General features: G+C 72.9%; 14 protein-coding genes, 1 tRNA gene and 1 pseudogene. 8 read left to right on the plus strand and 8 right to left on the minus strand.

The features are described from left to right. Position 1 precedes the first annotated feature (1 nt). From ACZ32T_RS04405 to ACZ32T_RS04435, 7 genes are all read left to right on the plus strand, one after another. Positions 2–1,366: a PP2C family serine/threonine-protein phosphatase gene (locus ACZ32T_RS04405; RefSeq protein ID WP_467365260.1), complete on the plus strand. Its 1,365-nt coding sequence runs from the start codon at positions 2–4 to the stop codon at positions 1,364–1,366. 156 nt (positions 1,367–1,522) lie between these two features. Beyond that, the gene (locus tag ACZ32T_RS04410) at positions 1,523–2,884 is read left to right on the plus strand and encodes a vWA domain-containing protein (RefSeq protein WP_467262744.1); all 1,362 of its coding nucleotides are present in this window, start codon (positions 1,523–1,525) and stop codon (positions 2,882–2,884) included. A gap of 112 nt (positions 2,885–2,996) precedes the next feature. After that, positions 2,997–4,427, plus strand: a complete 1,431-nt coding sequence (locus ACZ32T_RS04415) for an FHA domain-containing protein (protein ID WP_467365262.1) — start codon at positions 2,997–2,999, stop codon at positions 4,425–4,427. Positions 4,428–4,500: 73 nt separating this feature from the next. Next, positions 4,501–4,905: a globin gene (locus tag ACZ32T_RS04420; protein ID WP_362937074.1), complete on the plus strand. Its 405-nt coding sequence runs from the start codon at positions 4,501–4,503 to the stop codon at positions 4,903–4,905. 158 nt (positions 4,906–5,063) lie between these two features. After that, entirely contained in the window at positions 5,064–8,396 is a 3,333-nt protein-coding gene (locus tag ACZ32T_RS04425) for an FtsX-like permease family protein (protein ID WP_467365264.1), read from the plus strand. A gap of 1 nt (position 8,397) precedes the next feature. Next, entirely contained in the window at positions 8,398–11,169 is a 2,772-nt protein-coding gene (locus ACZ32T_RS04430; protein WP_467365266.1) for an ABC transporter permease, read from the plus strand. After that, entirely contained in the window at positions 11,166–12,122 is a 957-nt protein-coding gene (locus tag ACZ32T_RS04435) for an ABC transporter ATP-binding protein (protein ID WP_467365268.1), read from the plus strand. The genes ACZ32T_RS04430 and ACZ32T_RS04435 overlap by 4 nt, the downstream gene beginning before the upstream one ends. A gap of 64 nt (positions 12,123–12,186) precedes the next feature. On the opposite strand, the gene ACZ32T_RS04440 is transcribed toward ACZ32T_RS04435, so the two are convergent. The 7 genes from ACZ32T_RS04440 to ACZ32T_RS04470 form a co-directional block, all read right to left on the minus strand. Beyond that, the gene (locus ACZ32T_RS04440) at positions 12,187–12,879 is read right to left on the minus strand and encodes a DUF8010 domain-containing protein (protein WP_467262752.1); all 693 of its coding nucleotides are present in this window, start codon (positions 12,877–12,879) and stop codon (positions 12,187–12,189) included. Next, positions 12,876–13,298 (minus strand): acyl-CoA thioesterase, encoded by a 423-nt coding sequence (locus ACZ32T_RS04445; protein ID WP_467262753.1) that lies wholly within the window; start codon positions 13,296–13,298, stop codon positions 12,876–12,878. The genes ACZ32T_RS04440 and ACZ32T_RS04445 overlap by 4 nt, the downstream gene beginning before the upstream one ends. 5 nt (positions 13,299–13,303) lie before the next feature. Next, positions 13,304–14,968 (minus strand): energy-dependent translational throttle protein EttA, encoded by a 1,665-nt coding sequence (gene ettA, locus ACZ32T_RS04450; protein WP_104785750.1) that lies wholly within the window; start codon positions 14,966–14,968, stop codon positions 13,304–13,306. A 207-nt stretch (positions 14,969–15,175) separates the two neighbouring features. After that, the gene (locus tag ACZ32T_RS04455; RefSeq protein ID WP_467262754.1) at positions 15,176–16,660 is read right to left on the minus strand and encodes a Cys-Gln thioester bond-forming surface protein; all 1,485 of its coding nucleotides are present in this window, start codon (positions 16,658–16,660) and stop codon (positions 15,176–15,178) included. A gap of 188 nt (positions 16,661–16,848) precedes the next feature. Further along, positions 16,849–17,274, minus strand: coding sequence for a single-stranded DNA-binding protein (locus ACZ32T_RS04460; RefSeq protein ID WP_467365270.1), 426 nt, complete (start codon positions 17,272–17,274; stop codon positions 16,849–16,851). 153 nt (positions 17,275–17,427) lie between these two features. Then, a complete protein-coding gene (locus ACZ32T_RS04465; protein WP_467365272.1) occupies positions 17,428–19,497 on the minus strand; it encodes a GTPase in 2,070 nt (689 codons plus the stop codon). Beyond that, positions 19,494–21,134 (minus strand): ATP-binding protein, encoded by a 1,641-nt coding sequence (locus tag ACZ32T_RS04470; RefSeq protein WP_467365274.1) that lies wholly within the window; start codon positions 21,132–21,134, stop codon positions 19,494–19,496. The genes ACZ32T_RS04465 and ACZ32T_RS04470 overlap by 4 nt, the downstream gene beginning before the upstream one ends. 318 nt (positions 21,135–21,452) lie before the next feature. Between ACZ32T_RS04470 and ACZ32T_RS04475 the strand changes: the two genes are divergently transcribed. Beyond that, positions 21,453–21,525 (plus strand) — tRNA-Arg (locus tag ACZ32T_RS04475). A 182-nt stretch (positions 21,526–21,707) separates the two neighbouring features. Here the strand turns inward: ACZ32T_RS04475 and ACZ32T_RS04480 are convergent. Further along, positions 21,708–22,034, minus strand: a pseudogene (locus ACZ32T_RS04480) (hypothetical protein); the annotation flags it as partial.

The following is a 22,034-nucleotide window of genomic DNA, read 5'->3' on the forward strand; positions in this document are numbered from 1 at the left end:
GATGTCAGAGAGCCACCAGCAGCCCTCCTTGCCGGGGTGCCCCAGCTGCGAGGAACCGCTGGAGCCGGGCGACCTGTTCTGCGGAGCGTGCGGGTACGACCTCTCGGCCGTGCCGGCGCCGCCCGCCGACCGCCCGACGGTCGCCATCACGGTGCCCGGGCAGGGCCCGGGAGCGCCTGCCGGCGGCGGTCCTGTGGAGTGGCCCCCCGCCTCCGAGACGGACAGCTCCGACCTGCCGGCACCCACGCACCGCCCGGCCGATCTCCCGGGGGTGGACTCGGGCGGCAGGCCCCTGCCCGCCGCGGGGGAGGTGGCGGCGGTCCGCTACGACGGTCCGGACGCCCCGCAGGGAGCCGCCCGGACCGGCGCCGCCGGCGACTTCGAACTGGCCGCCCCCGACCCCCGTACCGCGGAGCACGCCGCCGCCGGCGGGGTGGCGTCCGGTGCCAAGGTCTGTGTGGCCTGCCGCTCGGGTCGTGTGGACACCGACGGTTACTGCGAGAACTGCGGTCATGCCCAGCCCCGTGAGCGCGACCACATGGAACAGGAGCTCGGCTCGGTGGCCGCGGTCAGCGACCGGGGTCTGCGCCACCACCGCAACGAGGACGCGTTCGCGGTGTCCTCCACCGCGCTGCCGGACGGTTCACCGGCCGTCGTCGCCATCGTGTGCGACGGCGTCTCGTCGGCGAGCCGCCCCGACGAGGCGTCGGCCGCGGCGGCGAGCGCCGCCAACGAGTCGCTGCTGGAGTCGCTGCCGCGCGGCACGCACGCGCAGCAGGCGATGCACGAGGCGATCCTCGCCGCGTCCGAGGCCGTCAACGCCCTGGCCCAGGAGCCCGGTCGGGCGATGGAGCATGATCAGCACCGCCATCAGAACGCCCCGGCCTGCACCCTGGTCGGCGCGATCATGGCGGGCGGTCTGCTGGTCGTCGGCTGGGTCGGCGACAGCCGTGTCTACTGGGTCCCCGAGGACCGCTCCCAGCCGCCGGCCCGGCTCACCGAGGACGACTCCTGGGCGGCGCAGATGGTGGCGACCGGCCTGATGAACGAGGCGGAGGCGTACGCCGACGAGCGCGCCCACGCCATCACGGGCTGGCTCGGTGCCGACGCGTACGAACTGGAGCCGCACACCGCGTCGTTCAAGCCCGACCGGCCCGGCCTGGTGGTGGTGTGCACCGACGGCCTGTGGAACTACGCGGAGTCGGCGGCGGAGATGGCCGCGGCCGTGCCGGCGGACGCGTACGAACGGCCTCTGCACGGCGCCCAGGTGCTGGTCGGTCACGCCCTCGACGGTGGGGGCCACGACAACGTAACAGTGGCGCTGCTGCCGTTCGCCGTGGCGGCGCCGGGGGCAGGATCGGCCTGAGCCGCTCGCGGTCCGCCGGCTGCCGGCCGGCGGACCGCCCTGTCCCGCGTCCTTCCCGCCCCGCGCTCCGTGCCCCGCGCCCGCTTCCTACGCCCTGAACTCTGTCCGCCCACCTGTCTTCGTCCGACATATGTGGAGCATCGAGGAGCCGATCAGATGGCCAACTTCTCCAAGTCAAGCGTGCCGCAGTTCTCCGTCGAGGTGTACCAGAACGAATTCCTCCCCGAGGGCGGCCGCGAAGTCAACGCGATCGTCACCGTGACGTCCACGGGCGGAGGGACGACCGGCGGTGTGCCGCTGGCCGACGGTGTGCCGGCAGCGGGCCGCCTCCCGGGGCAGGCGCCGGGCGCCGCCGTGGTGCTCATGGTCGACTGTTCGGGCTCGATGGACTACCCGCCGACGAAGATGCGCAACGCCCGCGACGCGACGGCGGCGGCCATCGACACCCTGCGGGACGGCACACGATTCGCCGTGGTCGCGGGGACGCATGTGGCCAAGGACGTGTACCCGGGCAACGGGCAGCTGGCGACGGCCGATCCGGGGACCAAGGCCCAGGCGAAGGAGGCCCTGCGCCGGCTGAGCGCGGGCGGTGGCACGGCGATCGGTACCTGGCTGCGGCTGGCCGACCGGCTGCTCGGAGCCGCCGAGGTGGGCATCCGGCACGGCATCCTCCTCACCGACGGACGCAACGAGCACGAGTCCCCGGAGGATCTGCGGGCGGCTCTGGACTCCTGTGCGGGCCGGTTCACGTGTGACGCGAGAGGTGTGGGCACCGACTGGGAGGTGAAAGAGGTCACAGCGATCGCCTCCGCCCTGCTCGGCACGGCGGACATCGTCGCGGACCCCGCGGGGCTGGCCGCGGACTTCACGCGGATGATGGAGAACGCGATGGGCAAGGAGGTCGCGGACGTGGCGCTGCGGCTCTGGACGCCCGTCGGTGTGGAGATCGTCTTCGTCAAGCAGGTGGCTCCCGCGGTCGCCGATCTGAGCGACCGCCGCACCGCGGCGGGCCCCCGCGCGGGCGACTACCCGACCGGTTCCTGGGGCGACGAGTCCCGGGACTACCACGTGTGCGTCAGGGTCCCGGAGGCCGGGATCGGCCAGGAGATGCTGGCGGCCCGGGTCTCGCTGATCCTGCCGCCTCCGTCCGGCGGTGGCGCCCCGCAGACGCTCTCCCAGGGGCTCGTCCGGGCCGTGTGGACGGATGACATGGTCGCGTCCACCTCGATCAACCCCCAGGTGGCGCACTACACAGGGCAGGCGGAACTGGCACAAGTCATCCAGCAGGGACTTGATGCGCGTAAATCGGGCGACTTCGACGGCGCGACAGCCAAACTGGGCCGTGCCGTGCAGCTCGCGTCGCACTCCGGAAACGCGGATACTGCGAAACTGCTTTCGAAGGTGGTCGACGTCGTCGACGCGGCGACCGGTACTGTGCGACTGAAAGCGAGGGTCGCGGAGGCGGACGAGATGACACTCGAAACGCGCTCGACCAAGACAGTCCGCGTCAAGAAATAGCGACACGGACGACAGTGAACCGACCGTACGGAGAGCCGCCCCGGCCGACCGGACGGCGCACCGAACAGCATGGCGGCCTCCGGGCCGGACGAGGAGAGGGGGAAGCGCCGACATGCCGACCTGCCCGAACGGACACCAGTCGGGTTCCGAGGACTGGTGCGAGGTCTGCGGACACCGCATGGCCGGGACGGGCGCGCCCACGGGCGCGGTCCCGCCGCCTCCCCCGCCGCCCGCACCGGGTTACGGCTATCCCCCGGTGTCCGGCACCGGGGAGCCGACCGCACAGGCCGAGCTCTGCCCGCAGTGCCGTACCCCGCGCGAGGCGATGGCGCCGTACTGCGAGGAGTGCCGCTGGAACTTCCTCACGAACACGGCGACGTCGTACACGCCACTGGCCCCGCAGGGCGGCGCGGGTGGCCCGGCGCCGGGCCTGAACCTGCCGCCCGGCTTCCAGTCACAGCAGGGCCCGCCGCCGCAGCAGCAGCGGGACCCGTTCGAATACCAGGGCTCCCGGCCTTCGCAGATGAACCGGCCGGCCGAACCGCTCGCGCCCGAGCAGGGCAGCCGCCCCGGTCCGCCGCCACCCCCGCCCTCCTTCCAGCAGGGGCCGCCGCCTCCGCCGTCGTTCCAGCAGCAGTCGCCGTCCCCGTTCGATGCACAGGGGCAGGGGCAGGGGCCTGGCCAGCAGGGGCCTGGCCAGCAGGGTCCCGGCTCGCAGGGCCCGGGCTCGCAGGGGCCCGGTCAGCAGGGCTCCGCTTCGCCGTTCGATCCCCAGGGCCGGCCGGGCCAGCAGGTCCCCGGCCAGCAGGGACCCGGCCAGGGTGGCCAGCAGGGGCAGGGCCCGCAGGGTGCCGGTCAGCAGGGTGCTCCGTCCTCGCCGTTCGAACCGCAGCGGCAGGGCCCTCCTCCCCCGCCGTCGTTCCAGCAGCAGTCCGCGCCGCCCGCGCCCCAGCGTCCGCAGGCGCCGCAGCCCGGTGGCGACGACGACTGGATGCTGCCGCCGCCCTCACAGCAGCAACAGCATCCGCAGGCCTTCCAGCAGGGTCCGCAGACGCCGCAGGCACCTCGGGCGCCTCATTCGCCGCAGCAGCAGTTTCCCGGCCAGGGTCCCGCCCAGGGCGGCCTGGAGCAGGGAACGGTCAGCTGGAAGGCCGTCATCGGCCCGGACCGTGACTACTTCCTGGCGATGATGCAACGCAGCGGCCCCGAGGCGACCGGGCTCAACCTGCCCGCGTACTCCCCGGAGCAGCACCTTCCGCTCACCGGCAGCCAGATCACCATCGGCCGCCGCCGGCACAGCACCGGCGAGTCCCCCGACATCGATCTCGCCGTGCCGCCGGAGGACCCGGGCGTCTCGCACCAGCACGCCGTGCTGGTGCAGCAGCCGGACGGCACCTGGGCCGTCGTCGACCAGAACTCCACCAACGGCACCACGCTCAACGGCGCCGAGGACCCGATCCAGCCCTATGTCCCCGTCCCGCTCCACGACGGTGACCAGGTGCACGTGGGGGCCTGGACGACGATCACGGTCCGCCGCGACTGAACCACCGGAGCCGGCCGGGGTCAGGAGTCCTAGGACTCCTGACCTCGGCCGCTGTGTCTGCGACGATGGACGGGTGACAGAGATTCCGCGCGACACGCTTCAGGAGCAGACCTTCTACGAGCAGGTCGGCGGCGAGGAGACCTTCCGACGCCTGGTCCACCGCTTCTACCAGGGCGTCGCGGACGACCCGCTGCTGCGACCGATGTACCCGGAGGCGGATCTGGGCCCCGCGGAGGAACGGTTCACACTGTTCCTCATGCAGTACTGGGGCGGGCCCCGCACCTACAGCGACCAGCGGGGGCACCCCCGGCTGCGGATGCGGCACGCCCCGTTCCAGGTGGACCGGGCGGCGCACGACGCCTGGCTCGGCCACATGCGGGTGGCCCTCGACGAGCTCGGTCTCCCTCCGGAGCAGGAGCGGCAGTTGTGGGAGTACCTCACCTACGCGGCCGCCTCGATGATCAATACCGCGGGCTGAACCATGTGCGGAATCCGGTACTCCAGAGCCGCATAACGGTCACGATCGCATCAAGGTGCACCCGCAAGCGGTTTCCAGGAGCCCGTGCACTCTGAAAGCATCCGGTACACGCCGGGGGGCGTGCGAGGCGTGCGGCTGCTGAGGGTTCGGGGGATCAGGTGACGGGGTTCGTCCTTCTGCGGGTGCGCGCGCACCGGCTCCTGCTCTCCGCCGCGGTCCTGGCCGTGCTGCTCACCACCTGTGTGCTGGCCGCGCTCACCGCGTTCTCGGGTTCCATGGGCGATGCCGCCCTGCGGCACACGCTCACCCACCGTTCCGCCGCGCAGGCCGCGCTCCTCGTCTCCGCCGACGTGGACCGCGAGCAGCGGGACGAGGCCGACGCCGCGGTGCGCCGGGCCGCCCGCGACACATTCGACGGGCTGCCGGTGACCGTACGGAAGCTGGAGAGTTCGGGGTCGTACGCGCTGCCGGACGGTCTCCAGGCGCCCGCCGCACGGCGCGACCAGCCCGATCTGACGCATCTCGCCTCGCTCGACCGCAGCCGGATCCGTCTCACGGCGGGGCGTCTGCCGGACGCCGGGGCGGGGGACGCGAAGGGACGCGTGCAGGTCGCGCTGCCCCGCCCCGCCGCCGAGGCGCTGAAGCTGAAGCCGGGTTCCCGCCTCACCCTCACCGACCGGCTGAAGGAGACGTCGCTGCCGGTCGAGATCACCGGCCTGTACGAGGCGTCCGACCTGAACGACCCGTACTGGCAGCTGGACCCGCTCGGCGGGCGCGGCGCCCGCAAGGTCGTCTTCACCACGTACGGTCCCCTGCTCGCAGACCCGGCGGTGCTCGCTTCCGGCCGGGTCAGCGCGGGTCCGGTGTCCTGGCTGGCCGCCGCCGACTTCCGTACGGTGACCACCGGCCGGACCGAGGCGCTGCGCCGGGCGTCGGCGGACGGGCCCGAGGCGCTGTCCGCCTCCCCGGTCTTCGGCGGCGAGGCCACGGTGCGGACCTCGCTGCCGACCGTCATCGGCCAGATCGACCGGGCGCTGCTGGTGTCCCGCTCCACGATCATGATCGTCGCGGTGCAGCTGGTCCTGCTCGCCGGTTACGCCCTGCTGCTCGTGGCCAGGCTGCTGAGCAGCGAGCGGGGCGGCGAGACCGAACTGCTGCGGGCCCGGGGCGGGTCGAGGGGCCGGATCGCCTCACTGGCCGCGGTCGAGGCGCTGCTGCTCGCGGTGCCCGCCGCGGTCGTCGCGCCGCTGCTCGCCGGTCCGCTGACCCGGCTGCTCGCAGCCCGGAGCGAGCTGGGCAGGATCGGTCTGAGGCTCGACGTCGGGGCGGACGGCACGGTCTGGCTGGTGGCGGGCGTCGTCGCGCTGGCGTGCGCGCTCGCCGTGGTCGCGCCCGCCCTCACGGCGGGCGCGGGGAGCCGCCGGGGCTCCCGGGCCGCTGCACTGCCAGGCCCGGTGCGGGCGGGCGCCGACATCGGGCTGCTGCTGATCGCGGGGGTGGCGTACTGGCAGCTGGACCGGCAGACCGGGGCGTCCGGGAGCGGTGCGCTCAGCGGCGACCGGGAGGGTGAGCTGGGCATCGACCCGCTACTGGTCGCCGCTCCCGCGCTGGCCCTGCTCGCGGGCACGGTCCTGACTCTGCGCCTTCTCCCGCCCGCGGCCCGGCTCGCGGAGCGCCGCGCGGCGGGCGGGCGCGGGCTGTCCGCGGCCCTGGCGGGCTGGCAGTTCAGCCGCCGGCCGCTCCGGGGCGCGGGCCCGGTGCTGCTGCTGGTCCTGTCGGTCGCGATGGGCATGCTGGCCATCGGTCAGAGAGCGTCCTGGGACCGATCGCAGGATGACCAGGCGGACTTCAGGTCGGGCGCCTCGGTCCGCATGGTGGGCACGCTGTCGGGCGACCCCGCGAAGGCCGCCGCGTACACGGACCTCCCGGGTGTACGCGAGGCGGCTCCGGCCTTCCGTACGACGGCCGATCTCTCCGGCGGCCGGACGGCCGAGGTCCTCGCCCTGGACACCGCGCACGCCGACGAGCGGATGCTGATGCGCGAGGACCTGTCCGGCGCGTCGCCGCAGGAGCTGTTCGACGCGATCGCACCGCCGAGGACCGTGCGGGCCGGAGTGGTTCTGCCCGAGGGCAGCGAGCGGGTGCTGTTCGATCTGCGGATCCGTGACTCCTCGGCGCCCGGCGGCAGGTCCCCGTCCTCCTCGACGGCGATGGTGAGCGTGCTGCTGGAGGACCGTTACGGCATCGGGTACCGGATCGGTGCGGGGACCGTGCCCGTCGACGGCCGCGCGCACAGCGTGTCGTTCCCCGTGTCCGCCGCCGGAGAGCTGGCGGTGACCGGCTTCGAGCTGGACGGGGAGGTGCCCGCCGTACGCCCCGAGAAGCGGCTGGTCGACGTGTCGAGGCTCCGGGCCCGCACCACGGACGGACGTGAGGAGCCGGCGCCGGCTGCTGACGGAGTGCGCTGGAAGGCCGCGGCGACGGTCTCCGAGGGGAGTGAGACCCGCCCCGGGGAGGCGGTCGCGGAGGTGTCCGGATCGGGCGCCGCCCCGTCGTTCGGGTACGACACGGGTGCCACCCTGCCGGACGACTCGTTCTGGGGCAGCGGCGCCGCGGTCGGCACCCTCCGGATCACTGCCGCCCGTCCCGCGGCCCCCGTGCTGAAGGCGGTGGCCACCGACGCGTATCTGACGTACGCGGGGGCGAAGCCGGGGCAGGAGGTCGACCTCACGCTGGCGGGCAACACGGTCCGGGTGAAGCTGGTGAAGTCGGTGCGGCAGCTCCCGACCACCGGCCCCGGGGCGTCCGCCGGTCTGCCCGAGGGGGCATCGGAGGAGTCGTCCACGAAGCCGGGCGGGGGGCTGCTGCTGGATCTGAAGGCGGTGTCGGAGGTGCTCGCCCACCGGGCGGGTGCCACCCTGGCGCCCACCGAGTGGTGGCTGAGCGCCGCCCCCGGCGACGGCGCGAAGGTGGCCGCCGAGCTGCGTGCGCTGCCCGGCACCGATCCGGCGCAGGTGCGGGTGCGTGACGAGGTGGCGCGGGAGCTGGCGGACGACCCGCTGGGAGCGGGACCGCAGTCCGCGCTGCTGGCCGTCGCCGTGGTGGCGGCCGCACTGGCGGCGGTCGGATTCGCCGTCGGCCTCGTGGGCTCGCAGCGCGAACGGGCCGCGGAGTTCGCCGTGTTGCGGGCGCTGGGCGCGCCCCGGCGCCGGCTGGCCAGGACCGCCGCCGCCGAACAGGGCGTCCTGATCGCCCTCGCCCTGCTGATCGGGCCGGCCCTCGGGGCGGTGCTCACCAGGGCCGTCGTACCACTCGTCGTGCTGACCGGGCAGGCAGCGAGGCCCGTGCCTGACGTACTGGTGCTGCTGCCGGCCGGCGAGGTCGCGGTCCTGCTCGCGTCGGTCGCCGCGGTGCCGCTGCTGACCGTCGCGGCGATCACACTGCGGCGCGCCGATCCCGCGGTGTCGCTGCGCCACCAGGGGGACAACTGACATGAACGCCGCCAAGAACCCGGCCGCCTGCGCCCCCTGGGTGCGCACGCGGCTGCGCACCGCCCCCGGTGTCTCCGCCGCCCTCGCGGTCCTGGTGTTCCTGACCGCCTTCCTCGCCGCCGTGTTCCCTCGTTCCGTGGACGCGTACGAGACGAAGGCGCTGCGCCATGACGTCACGACGGCGGCGCCCGGGCAGAGCGTGCTCGACGTGGCCACGCCGCCGCCTCCGCTCAATGTGGCGCGTCCGGTGCGGGAGCAGGCCATGCGGGAGGAGGCCCTGGCCGGGATCGACCGGGCGCTGGTGAAGAGGCTTCCCGACCCCGTGCGGGCCGGTCTGCCGCTCTCCTCCTACGGGGTGCACACCACGAAGCCGATCGTCGCGGAGGAGCCCTGGCTGCCCCGTCCCAACGCGATGCCTCCCCAGCTGCACTACGCCGTCCCGTCGGCGCTCGACGAGCACAGCGAGCTGGCCGCCGGGCGCTGGCCCGCCTCCCACGGTGAGGTGACCGCCGCGGCCGGCGAGGTGGAGGCGGCCGTCACCGAGGAGACCGCGAAAGAACTGAGGATGAAGCCGGGCTCCACGCTCACGGTGCCCACCCAGGGCGGGAAGCCGCTGACCGTACGTGTCACGGGCATCGTGACCCCGCTGCACCCGGAGAGCGGCTACTGGTCGGTCGACCCCCTCTACCGCGCCCCGTCCCTGACGCAGGACCCGGCTTCCCCGACGCCGGTCCTCTACTGGACGGGAACTCTGCTCATGGCGCCCGGCACCGGGCCGGCGCTGCTCGACACGATGGGCGAGCCGGAGCTGTACTGGCGTCTCGCCCCGGACGCCTCCGGACTCGTCGCGGCCGACGTCCCACGGCTCCGGGACGCCGTGGCCGGGCTGGAGAACGGCCCCGCACTGCTGAAACTGCGTGCCCTGGTGGGGCCCAACACGACGCTCACCACGGACCTGGACGCGATCCTCGACGCGTACACCGCGATGCGCGCCGCGATCGGCCCCGTGGTCACGGTGGCGGCCGTGGGGATCGGTGCGGTGGCCGCCGTCGTCCTGCTGATGACGGGCGGGCTGATCGGTGCGCGCCGCCACCACGAGCTGGCTCTGCTGCGCTCCCGCGGCGGCTCGCTGCGGGGCATCGGCGGGCGGCTGCTCGCCGAGACGGCGGTGGCCGTGCTGCCCGCTGCCGCTCTCGGGCTGCTGCTGGCCGTCCTCCTCGTCCGCGAGGCCCGGTTGCTGCCGGCCGTGGCGGGTGCGGCCGCCGTCGCGTCGCTCGTCTGCCTGGTGCTGCCGCTCCGTACGGCCCTGCGCCACCGCAGGCCGCTGCTGCACGGCGCCCGCGACGACGTGGCGGGCGCCAGGCCGAGCCGCCGCCGTACGGTGGCCGAACTGACGCTGCTCGTCCTGGCGGTCGGCGCGGTCGCGGCGCTGCGCCGCCGTGGCACATCGTCGGGCTCGGGCGCCGATCTGCTGGTCAGTGCCGCGCCCGTCCTGGTGGGGCTGATCGCCGCACTCGTGCTCGTACGGCTGTATCCGCTCCCGCTGCGGCTGGCGGCCCGTCCGGTGGCGCGGCTGCGCGGAGCGGTCGGTTTCCTGTCACTGGCCCGTGCGGGCAGGGCCTCGTCGAGCGGCACGCTGCCCCTGCTGGCCCTGCTGATCGCGTTGACCACCGCCGCGTTCGGCGGCTCGGTGCTCGCGGGGGTCGCGGACGCCCGTGACGAGGCGTCGCTGCGGGCCGTCGGCGCGGACGCCCGGATCAGCGCGGAGGGCGGGCTCGCCGCGCTCTCCGAAGGCTTCGTCCGTGAGGTGCGGGCGGTGGAGGGCGTCGAGGACGTCACCCCCGTACGCATCGAGTACGGGACTCCGCTGGCGGCCGGCCTGGATGTCAGGTCCGACACGAAGCGCGCGACGCTGCTGGGCGTCGAACCGGAGTCGTACGCGCGACTGGCGCGCGGCACCGGGCTGCCGGCCTTCCCCGGGGCCGCGCTGGAAGGCGGAGCGGGGCAGGGTGAGGTGCTTCCCGCGCTCGTCTCGCCCGCGCTCGGTGAGCGGCTCGGTGAGCGGCCGCACACCATCCGGTCGCAGGCGGGTGACATCAGGGTGCGGGTCGCCGGGGTGCTGACGCGCACCTCCGCCGTGGACGGTTCCGAGTTCCTGATCGTCGACGCGAAGCGGCTCGCCCAGCCGGATCCCACGACCCTCCTGGTCACCGGTTCCTCGCTCGACGGGCGCCGGCTGACGGCCGCCGCCCGTGACGAGGGGCCGGAGTACGGGGTGCGGCTGCGGTCCGCGGAGCGCGAGCGGTTCGTGGACACCCCGATGCAGTCGGGCGCCGAACGGATCTACGGGGCCGCGGTCGCGGCGGGCGCCGGATACGCGCTGCTCGCCGTGGGCCTCTCCCTGTTGCAGACCGCCCCGGAGCGCACCACCCTCCTGGCCCGGCTGCGCACCATGGGGCTCACGACGCGGCAGGGGAGGCGGCTGCTCGCGTTCGAGGCGATGCCGCAGGCGCTGCTGGCGGCGTTCGGCGGGCTCCTCGTCGGCTGGGCGACCATCGCCCTGCTGGCACCGGGCGTCGATCTGGGCGCGCTGGCACTGGCCGGCGGCGACCCCTCGACGCCTCACACCGCTTCGCTGCGGGCCGACCTCCTGTCGCTGGTGCTCCCGGCGGCCGGAGTGGTCGTCCTCGCCGCCGCAGTGGCCGGAATCCAGGCGTGGTGGGCGAGCCGTCGTGGATCGATCAAGGAACTCAGGGCAGGAGACACCCGGTGACATCGTCGACAGAGACCACCCTGGCGGAACTCGAACAACGGGCAGCGGCACGCCGTGACCGGCCTTCGTACGGGCACGACGCCCTGATCGCCTGCGACCGGCTGGTGCGCATCTTCTCCACGGACGGCGTGGAGGTGCAGGCGCTCCAAGGGCTCGATCTGCTGGTCACGGAGGGCGAGCTGATGGCCCTGGTCGGCGCATCGGGCAGCGGGAAGTCGACCCTGATGAACATCCTGGCGGGCCTGGACGTCCCCACGGCCGGGTCGGCGAAGGTGGCGGGCTGCGACCTGCTGGCGATGGGGCAGAAGGAGCGGCTGCGCTACCGCCGCGACGTCGTCGGGTTCGTCTGGCAGCAGACCTCCCGCAATCTGCTGTCGTATCTGACCGCCGTACAGAACATCACGCTTCCCATGCAGCTGCGGGGCGGCGGCCGCAACCGCGAACGGGCCGCGCGGGCCGAGTCGTTGCTGGGGATGCTGGAGGTCGCGGACTGCCGCGACCGCCGTCCCGCCCAGATGTCCGGCGGCCAGCAGCAGCGGGTGGCGATCGCGGTGGCCCTGGCCAACAACCCGTCGGTGCTGCTCGCCGACGAGCCGACCGGTGAGCTGGACTCCGCGACCGGCGAGCAGGTGTTCGCCGCGTTCCGGCGTGCCAACGAGGAGCTCGGCACGACGATCGTCATCGTCACCCACGACCAGGCGGTGGCGAGCGAGGTGCGCCGCACGGTCGCGATCCGCGACGGCCGCACGTCGTCCGAGGTGCTGCGACGCACCGAGGTGGACGCGGCGACGGGGCAGGAGTCCCAGGTGGCGCGGGAGTACGCGATGCTCGACCGGGCGGGACGGCTGCAGCTGCCGGCCGACTACACGGAGGCCCTGGGGATGGAGCACCGGGTGATGCTGGAGCTGGAGCAGGACCACATCGGGGTGTGGCCGGACGCGCCGGAGAAGTAGGCGCGGGCTCGCGGCTTCGGACGGCCCCGGGCTCGCGGCTTCCGACGGCCCCTGACGGGCGGCTTCAGACGGTCCCGACCGTCACGGCGAGCGCGCCGAGGCCGCCGCCGCCCGCGCCGCGCAGCGCGATCGAGCCGAACGGCGTGCGCAGCCGGAGCCAGGCTCCCGCCGTGAACAGCGCTACGGGGAAGTCGGGCGCCGAACGGAGGAAGCCGAGGGACTGGGCGGCGTGGACGGCGCGCAGCGGAAGCTCCGTGTCCCCTACCGTCCGGGACCAGATGTCGTGGCCGATCAGGTCGCGTTCCGCCCGGGTGCGCCGGTCCTCGGGCAGCGCCGCGTCGCGGGACCGGAACTCGGCCACGGCGTCGGTGAGCCGGGTGCGCAGGTCGACGGGGCCCGGCAGCCCGGGGCGCTCCTGCCAGCCGCCGCGCGGCGGCAGCAGCCCGGCCCACGGCGGTCCGGTGACGGGCGCGGGCAGGGGGCAGGGGGCTTCGCCGGCCGCCTCGGTGCCGATCGCTTCGAGGAGCTCACCGGCCGAGACCGTGACGTCGAAGCCGGGGTCCCCGGCCAGCCGGGCCGTCCGGATCGCGAGGACCTCGAACGACGGCGGCCGGCCGAAGACGGCCAGCGCGCCGCCGCCCGCCTGGAGACGGACGGCGGCGGCCCGGTCGTAGTGCAGGAGCCGGCCGAGGAAGGCGGCGAGGTCCGCCGCCTCCCTCGCGTCGGCGAACCGCAGCGACCGTACGGGCACTGTCATACGACGGCGGGCTCCTGGTCGAGGTACTCCTGGAGGAAGAGCTTCTCCTCGGCGGTGATCCGCCGGGGCCGCTCCTCGGCCAGGTTGTAGGGCACGACGACCGTCGACGCCCGTACGTACACCTGGTCGGGGTCCTTGACCTCGTAGGCGATCGTCAGCGACGCCGCGGTGATCTTCGTGACCCAGGACTCGATGGTCACCGGGGCGTGCCGGTGGACCAGCGGGCGCACGTAGTCGATCTCGTGCCGGGCCACGACGGACCCGCCGGCGAAGGACGGCGAGCCGTCCCCCGGCGCCAGCCGGAACATGAAGTCGATGCGCGCCTCCTCCAGGTAGCGGAGGAAGACCACGTTGTTCACGTGGCCGAAGGCATCCATGTCCGACCAGCGCAGCGGGCAGCTGTAGATGTGACGGGCCAAGTCGATCAGCCTCGCGTGAGCTTCTTGTAGGTGGCACGGTGCGGGCGGGCCGCGTCCGCGCCGAGACGCTCGACCTTGTTCTTCTCGTACGACTCGAAGTTGCCCTCGAACCAGTACCACTTGGAGTCGCCCTCGTACGCCAGGATGTGCGTGGCGACGCGGTCCAGGAACCAGCGGTCGTGGGAGATGACCACCGCTGCTCCGGGGAACTCCAGCAGGGCGTTCTCGAGCGAGGACAGGGTCTCGACGTCGAGGTCGTTGGTGGGCTCGTCGAGGAGCAGCAGGTTGCCGCCCTCCTTGAGCGTCAGCGCCAGGTTCAGGCGGTTGCGCTCACCACCGGAGAGGACACCGGCCGGCTTCTGCTGGTCCGGGCCCTTGAAGCCGAACGCGGAGACGTACGCCCGCGAGGGCATCTCGACCTGGCCGACGTTGATGTAGTCCAGCTCGTCCGACACGACGGCCCAGAGGGTCTTCTTCGGGTCGATGTTGGCGCGGGACTGGTCGACGTACGAGATCTTGACCGTGTCGCCGACCTTGATGGCGCCGGAGTCCGGCGTCTCCAGGCCCTGGATCATCTTGAACAGCGTGGTCTTGCCCGCGCCGTTCGGACCGATGACACCGACGATGCCGTTGCGCGGGAGCGTGAAGGACAGGTCGTCGATGAGGACCTTGTCGCCGAAGGCCTTGGAGAGGTTCTCGACCTCGACGACGATGGAACCGAGCCGCGGGCCCGGCGGGATCTGGATCTCCTCGAAGTCCAGCTTCCGCATCTTGTCCGCCTCGGCCGCCATCTCCTCGTAACGGGCGAGACGCGCCTTGGACTTGGTCTGCCGGCCCTTGGCGTTGGAGCGGACCCACTCCAGCTCTTCCTTGAGCCGCTTGGCGCGCTTCTCGTCCTTGCGGCCCTCGACCTTGAGGCGGGTGGCCTTCTTGTCGAGGTAGGTGGAGTAGTTGCCCTCGTAGGGCAGGGCGCGGCCGCGGTCGAGCTCGAGGATCCACTCGGCGACGTTGTTCAGGAAGTACCGGTCGTGCGTCACGGCGACGACGGCGCCCGCGTACTTCGAGAGGTGCTGCTCCAGCCAGTTCACCGACTCGGCGTCGAGGTGGTTGGTGGGCTCGTCGAGCAGGAGCAGGTCCGGGGCCTCGATGAGGAGCTTGCAGAGCGCCACACGGCGCTTCTCGCCGCCGGAGAGGTTGTTGACGGGCCAGTCGCCGGGCGGGCAGCCCAGGGCGTCCATGGCCTGCTCGAGCTGGGCGTCGAGGTCCCAGGCGTTGGCGTGGTCCAGGTCCTCCTGGAGCTTGCCCATCTCGTCCATGAGCGCGTCGGAGTAGTCGGTCGCCATGAGCTCGGCGACCTCGTTGAAGCGCTTGAGCTTGCCCATGATCTCGGCGGCGCCGTCCTGGACGTTCTCCAGGACGGACTTGTTCTCGTCGAGCTTCGGCTCCTGCATGAGGATGCCGACACTGAAGCCGGGCGACAGGAAGGCGTCACCGTTGGACGGCTGCTCCAGGCCCGCCATGATCTTCAGCACCGTGGACTTACCGGCACCGTTGGGCCCTACGACACCGATCTTCGCGCCGGGCAGGAAGTTCAAGTTGACGTCATCGAGAATCACCTTGTCGCCGTGCGCCTTGCGCGTCTTGCGCATGGTGTAGATGTACTCAGCCAAGAGAAACCGTCCGGCAGCAATAGAGGTGTGGGCAGATACACCCATCTTGCCTGACGTCCGCGCCCTGACGGAAACCCGTCCGGTTCCCGGTACGGGCCGGGCCCCTCCGGACGGCCCGTCCGGAGGGGCCCGGGCAACACGAAGGGCCTGGTACGGGGGTCCGTACCAGGCCCTTCACCGGCGCGTTCCCGCTGCGCCTGTGCTCAGTCACTCACCGCTGGTCTGCGTCTTCTTCCTGCGGAGCATGAAGACCGCGCCGCCGCCGAGGACGACGAGGGCGATGGCGACACCCGCGATGACGGGGGTGGCGCTGGAACCGCCGGTCGCGGCGAGGTCACCCTCGGTGCCCGGGGTGCTCGCGGCGGGCGCGGGCGTGGGCTCGGAACCGGTCTGGGTCGTGGTCTCGTCACCCGGGGCGGGGGTGCCGGCGGTCTCGCAGTCCAGGACGCCCTTGAAGTTCTTGCTGAAGCCGCCGGGGCCGGTGATCGTGAAGTCGTAGGCCTCGTCCTCGCCGACCGGGACGGTCACCGTGCGGGTCTCACCGGCCGGGATGCTGTGCTCGGTGCCGGCGAGCTCGAAGGTGAACGCCTCGTCACCGGTGTTGCTCGCTGTGATGTCGACGCCGCCCTTGGCGCAGTTCTTCTGGGCGGTCACCGCGGGGACGGCGCCCTTCTCGGCCCAGGTGGCGGTCGCCGTCGCGGAGACGGTGGACTCGCTGGAGCCGGCGAGGATCATCGTCTGGCTCTTGATCAGCCCGGCGAAGACCCGGCCCACGGGCACGGAGGTCGTGGCCTGGACGGAGAACGAGGAGGAGCCGTCGGTGGCGTCCTCGGGAACGGAGAAGTACAGGTCGGCGCCGTCGGCAGCCTCGGTGACGGGCTTGCCGGCCTTGTCGGTGACCTGGACCCCGCTGGCGGCGGCGTCGGCCGGCGGTGCCACGGAGACCTGGCCGGCGTCGGTGTGGACGGTGACCGGACCCAGCTTCTCCCCGGCCTTGCCGGAGACCGCGGCCGGAGACAGGCCCACGGATGCCTTGGGCTCCGCGACGTTCTGGGCGTTCTTCTCCAGCCAGTCGGCGAGCTTCTCGGCGTTCGCGTCCTTGGCCGTCACGTCGGCCTTGTCCGAGAAGCGCCAGATGGCGACCTGGGTGCCGGCGGCGGCGGTCTTCTCGTTGAGCGGGCCGGTACCGGCCTTCTCGGCGAGCGCCGCGAAGTCGTTGACCTGCGGGTAGGAGTGCTGCAGGATCCAGCGCACCTTGCCGGCGTCCTCGTTGGCGCCGAGCGAAGACTGGTCCCAGGGGGTCTCCAGGTACTTCGCGCCGTCCTTGGTGGGCGTGTGGAAGTCGATGCAGTACGTCTGGATGGTGCCGCCGCCGTCGACCTTCATCTCGAACAGGCCGGCGGGCAGCTCCTGGGGCTTCTTGCCCTCACCGGTGTTGAGCTCGGCGGTGCCGTAGGTCTTCAGACCGTCCAGTACGGCAACCGCACCACCCTGGTGCTGACCCGCCTCGTCCGTCGGCGCGGCCGTGGCGGCCGTCGCTCCGGCGATCGTTCCCGCGGCGACCAGCCCGGTGGCCAGCATCGCGGCGGCCGTCCTGACGAGCCCGCGGCCGTGGCCCTTGCTCCGGCCCCCTGGGGAGCCCTCTGTCGCCGCCGTCGACGACGCAGTGGATGCTGAAGACACAGAAAACACAGAATTCCCCTCCGGGCGAGACCTTCACGCATGAGGCGCGTGTGGGAGGTGCCTCGCCAGCAAACTCAAGTGCCGCATGAGTACGGGGGAATCGTAAGGAGCCGAGCGAACGGGAATCCCCTTCATGCCGTCAGATAAGCATTCCGACTCGTAATCGTTATAGCTCTGTTCGGCGCGCCCCCTCCTCTTCAGGACACCGATGTCATTTCTGTGGCCGGTTTCTGACGATGCGTAGGCGGCGTCAGGGAGGGGTCGGCTCTGACGACGCGCCGGAACGCCGCCGTCCCCCTGTTCAGGTCGTGGCCCACCGCCACGGCGTCGATGTCCACGGAGGTCTTCCACACCCCTTCCCGCTCCTCCTCGCGCACCTTCAGCCGGCCGTGGACGACGAGCGGTTCGCCGACCGAGACCGAACCGGACAGATTCACCGCGAGCGTCCGTCGCGCCCACACCGTGTAGAAGCTGGTGCGGCCGTCCGTCCAGGTCTGCTGCTCCCGGTCCCACCGCCGGGGAGTCACCGCCAGCCGGAATCGCGCCGTCGGCCCCGTGGCCGTGTCCCGGAAGTCCACCGCCGTCGCGGCGTTTCCCACCAGTGTCACCATCGTCTCGTTCATTTCCGCTCCCCCGATTCATGCCGCATTCCGCCGCTTTCCTGCCCGCTGTCCGCCCTGCACCGATGCGATGCGATGACGGGCGGTCCGTTGCGCCCGTCCGACCGCTGCGAACCATGCTGTACGGAAAACGGAAATCCCGCCGACGCCTGTGGATTACCCGCCGGTTGTGGACAACTCCGTCACCGCCACATATCGCTCCCGCACCTCGCGGTAACGGGCCAGCTCCGCCGCCACCGGGTCGAGGACCCTGACCCTGCCGCATCCGGCGGCGGTCTCCCGCAGCCGTCGCTCCGCCTCCTGCCCGTACCGGCGCGCGGGCCCCCGAGCCGCTGCCGCGCACGACCACTCGACGAGCGGCCCGCCGACCACTCCGGCCAGCATGAGGAGGGCCGGTGTGAGGAGGCCGGGTTCGAGCAGGCCGACGATCTGGCCGAGCAGCCACAGCCCGCCGAAGATCTGGAGCAGCGTCATCGAGGCCTGCGCGAGCACCGCCGCGGGCCACCACGCCGGGCGGGGCGGCCTGGCGGCACGGCCACCCAGGACCCCGGCGACGGGCGCGGTGGCCCTGCCCACGGAACCGGAACCGGAACCGGAGCCGGAGCCGGAGCCGGAGCCGATGGAACGGACGGAACCGGAAACGGAGCCGGAACCGACACCGACGGAGCCGGAACCACGCTTTCCCCGCCCCGTCGCCGCATCCGCCCCGCCCCGCCCCCGCGCGCCCTCGCCCCGGCCGCCCGGCCCCACCGGAGCGGACCCCGTGTCCGCGTTACCTCCGCGCCCTCGGCCACCGGCTCCCGCCTGCGCGTTCCGTGACAGCTCGTCCAGCGCCTCCGGCAGCCCCTTCGCCCCGTTCACCGCCGTCTCACGCACGGCCTGCGCCCACGGCGCGGGCAGCCCGTCCACCGCGTCGTCCGCCAGCTTCCGTACGGCCTGCTCCACCCGCTGCCGGGCGGTGAGCTCCTCCTCCGGAGGCGCGAGGACCTGCGCCATCAGGTCAAGGCCGCCGCCCAGCTGCCGGGTGGACTCGTACCAGCGCCACAGCCGCAGCCACGGCGTCCCGCAGGCCCTTCCCGCGTTCCGCCGCCACTCGCGCTCCGCCGCCTGCCCTGCCGCCGCCGCGCCGACTGCTTCCGAGAGCCGGTCCGTGAATTCCTCCCGGGCCCGCTCACCGAGTCCCGGCCGCCCCTCCGCGACGTACACCGGCCGGAGCCGCGCTGCGGCAGCGTCCACGTCTGCGGAGAGCCTGCGCGCCGCCGCCGTACGGGCCTGGACGAAGGTGCCGAGCAGCTCCCGCAGGTCACCCACCCCGGCCCCGGTGAGCGCGGACAGGGACATGACGGTGGCGCCCGGCTCCCCGTGCTCCCCCACCGCCATGCCGTCCTCGTCGAGCAGCCGGCGCAGGTCGTCCAGGACCAGGTCGGCGGCCTCGCCGGACAGCCGGTCGATCTGGTTGAGCACGACGAAGGAGATCTCGGCGTGCCCGGCGAGGGGGCGCAGATAGCGTTCGTGCAGGGCGGCGTCGGCGTACTTCTCCGGGTCGACGACCCAGATCACCGCGTCGACCAGGGCCAGCACCCGGTCCACCTGATCTCGGTGGCCGGTCGCCGCGGAGTCGTGGTCGGGCAGGTCGACCAGAACGAGCCCCTGCAGCGCCTCGTCGGTGGCCGTGCCACCCTGGACCGGCCTGCGCCGGAGCCTTCCGGGGATGGCCAGCCGGTCGAGCAGTCCGGCGGCGCCGTCGGTCCAGCTGCAGGCGATCGGGGCGGAGGTCGTCGGCCGGCGCAGACCCGTGTCGGAGATCTGGACGCCCGCGAGCGCGTTGAAGAGCGTGGACTTGCCGCTGCCGGTGGCCCCCGCGACGGCGACGACGGTGTGCCGGGAGGAGAGCCGCTGACGCGCCGACGCCTCGTCGAGCACCCGGCCCGCCTCGGCGAGGGTGTCCCCGTCGAGGCGGGCGCGGGAGAGCCCCACCAGTTCGCGCAGTGCGTCCAGCCGGGGCCGCAGCGGGCCGCCGGGCAGTCCGTACGCCTCGACCTGGGGCCCCGGTTCGTCGTCCTCGGGAGTCCGCCCGGCCTCCGCGCTCTCCTGTGCGGCGTCGGCGGCACGGCGCGCGATGAGCCCGTCGTCCCAGCGCCTGCCGTCGTCCCGTCCGGCGTCTTCCGCGCCTTCGTGCTCCGGTCCCTGCCCGTGGTCCCGGTCCTGGTCAGTGACGGCAGTCATCGCTGCCACCTCTCCTTCTGCAGTACGGACAGCGCGGCGATGAGTTCGGCCTGCGGCTCGGGGGCGACGTCGAGCGTGTCCAGCGGGGCGAGCCTCCGGTCGCGCTCGCCGTGCATGACCTGGTCCAGGCAGTCGGTGAGCAGCGCCCCGCCCTTGTCGCGGAGGCGCAGCGCCCCCTGGGCGCCGATCCGCTCGGCGAGCTGCTCGCCCGCTCCCCTGGCGCGGCGGCCGCCGAGAAGGGCGGCGGCCAGCAGCGCGGCCACCGTCTCGGCGTCGGGCGCCGCGTTGCGTTCGAGCAGCCGCGCCTCCTCCTCGGCCAGCTCCTCCAGGACGCGCCTCCAGCGCCGTACGGCCATGGCGATCCGGCCCTGGATGTCCTCGGCGGGGCCCCATCCCCCTGCTTCCCGGCCGGCGTCCTCGAACCGGAAGTTCCCGGCGGCGGGCTCCCGCTGCCAGACCGTACGGATCTGCTCATCGGAGGCCGCCACGGCGCACTGGAGCAGAGCGATCAGGCTCTCCACGAGTGCGTCCAGCAACTCCCCCGCGGTGCTGTAGAGCGGATATCCGCGCCACCGGGTGCGGGCGCCGCCTGCGAGCACCGCGCCGTCGCGGAGCCTCCGCCGCACGCGCGCCAGCTCCTTCCCGTACGCCTCCTCGACCACACCGGTCAGCCGTACGGCAGCGGCGTACTGCGCGGCGACGGCCCCGGCCAGCTCGGGCATCCGTACGTTGAGCGAGTCGATGACCCCGGACGCCGTACGCCCCACGGCCTGCTGACGGGCCGCCGGATCCTGTGCCCGGTGCGTGAGCCAGGCGCGCAGGGGGGCGACGGCGGTGGTGGGCAGCAGTCCGCTGCCGCCGCCCGCGGACTCGGGGAGCTCCGGGATGGTGAAGCGGGGCACCTCGCCGAGGCCGGCCCGGGTGAGCAGGGCGGCGTACTGCCGTGACACCTCGGCGATCACCTGGTGGGGCACCCGGTCCAGGACGGTGACCAGGGAGGCGTCGTACTCCTTGGCGGTGCGCAGCAGATGCCACGGCACCGCGTCCGCGTACCGGGACGCGGTGGTCACCATGACCCAGATGTCGGCGGCGCAGATGAGTTCGGCGGCCAGGACCCGGTTGCGGACGACGAGGGAGTCGATGTCGGGGGCGTCCAGCAGCGCGAGGCCCCGGGGCAGCGTCGCAGCGGTCTCCACCCGCAGCACGGTGTCGTCTCCCCCCTCGGCCCCGAGGTGATCCAGCCCGTCCGGGTCCGGGACCTGCCCGGGGGGTAGCCACACCCGGATCAGCTGCGGCAGCACCCGCCCCCCGGCAAACCAGTGGTGGTCGTCCGGGTGGCAGACGAGTACGGGGGTCCGCGTGGTCGGGCGCAGCACACCGGCCTCACTGACCCGGCACCCCACCAGCGAGTTGACCAGCGTGGACTTGCCGGCTCCGGTGGATCCGCCGATCACCGCGAGCAGGGGTGCCTCGGGATCCTTGAGACGGGGTACGAGGTAGTCGTCGAGCTGGGCGAGCAGTTCGGTCCGCGTCTGCCGGGCGCGGGGGGCCCCCGGCAGGGGAAGTGGAAGACGCACGGCAGCGACACGGTCGCGCAGGGCGGAAAGTGCGTCGATGAGCTGGGGCCGTACATCCATGGTTACCACATGTGAAGAATGCCCAATTTTGACGCCTTTTTGAAGCGTATAGGCCCCTCTGCGCGGCGGATCCACCCCAGGGGACAGAGGGGACGAGTAGGGCGCAGGCATAACGAGTGCACAACACCCGGGGCGCGAGGCGTCAAAAGCGATGCATGAATCGCACCCACCTGCGATTATCGGTTCGCTTCACCGAACCTCCACATCGTGCCACGCAGGTGAAGCAACCGGGACGAGGCGATCTGAGCCCTATCCTTGTCCCCGCAAGGTCACGGATGGCTTGAACCAGCGCCTTCCGCGGCACCAGGCCGACACCCGGCCCCCGTAGCTCAGTGGATAGAGCAGGCGCCTTCTAAGCGCTTGGCCGCAGGTTCGAGTCCTGCCGGGGGCGCACAACGCGCACCACTGCGAGGCCCTCCGACCCGGGGGGCCTTTTCGCTGGTCCGACGCACACTAAGGAGTCGGCCGTAGAGCGCGCGTAAGCGCCGGACCGGCCTCGGGCTGCCGCGAGGACGATCCGGCGCTGTTCCGGCTGCCGCCGGAGCGGGTGTGAGGACAGGGGCGCTCAGCGAGTCACTTCCGCACCGGCGGGCACGTACCCGTGTCCTCGCCGATGGAGTTGATCTCGGCGTTCGAGCGGGAGTCGCCCGCGTAGTCGATCTGGTCGGTGCACTTCGTGTCCGGGTCCTTCGGCGTACCCGACGCCTCGCCGGACTTCCGCACCGGCGGGCACGTACCCGTGTCCTCGCCGATCGAGTTGATCTCGGCGTTCGAGCGGGAGTCGCCCGCGTAGTCGATCCGGTCCGTGCACTTCGTGTCCGGGTCCTTCGGCGTACCCGACGCCTCGCCGGACTTCCGCACCGGCGGGCACGTACCCGTGTCCTCGCCGATCGAGTTGAT

Source organism: Streptomyces sp. NPDC023573, from assembly GCF_055559735.1.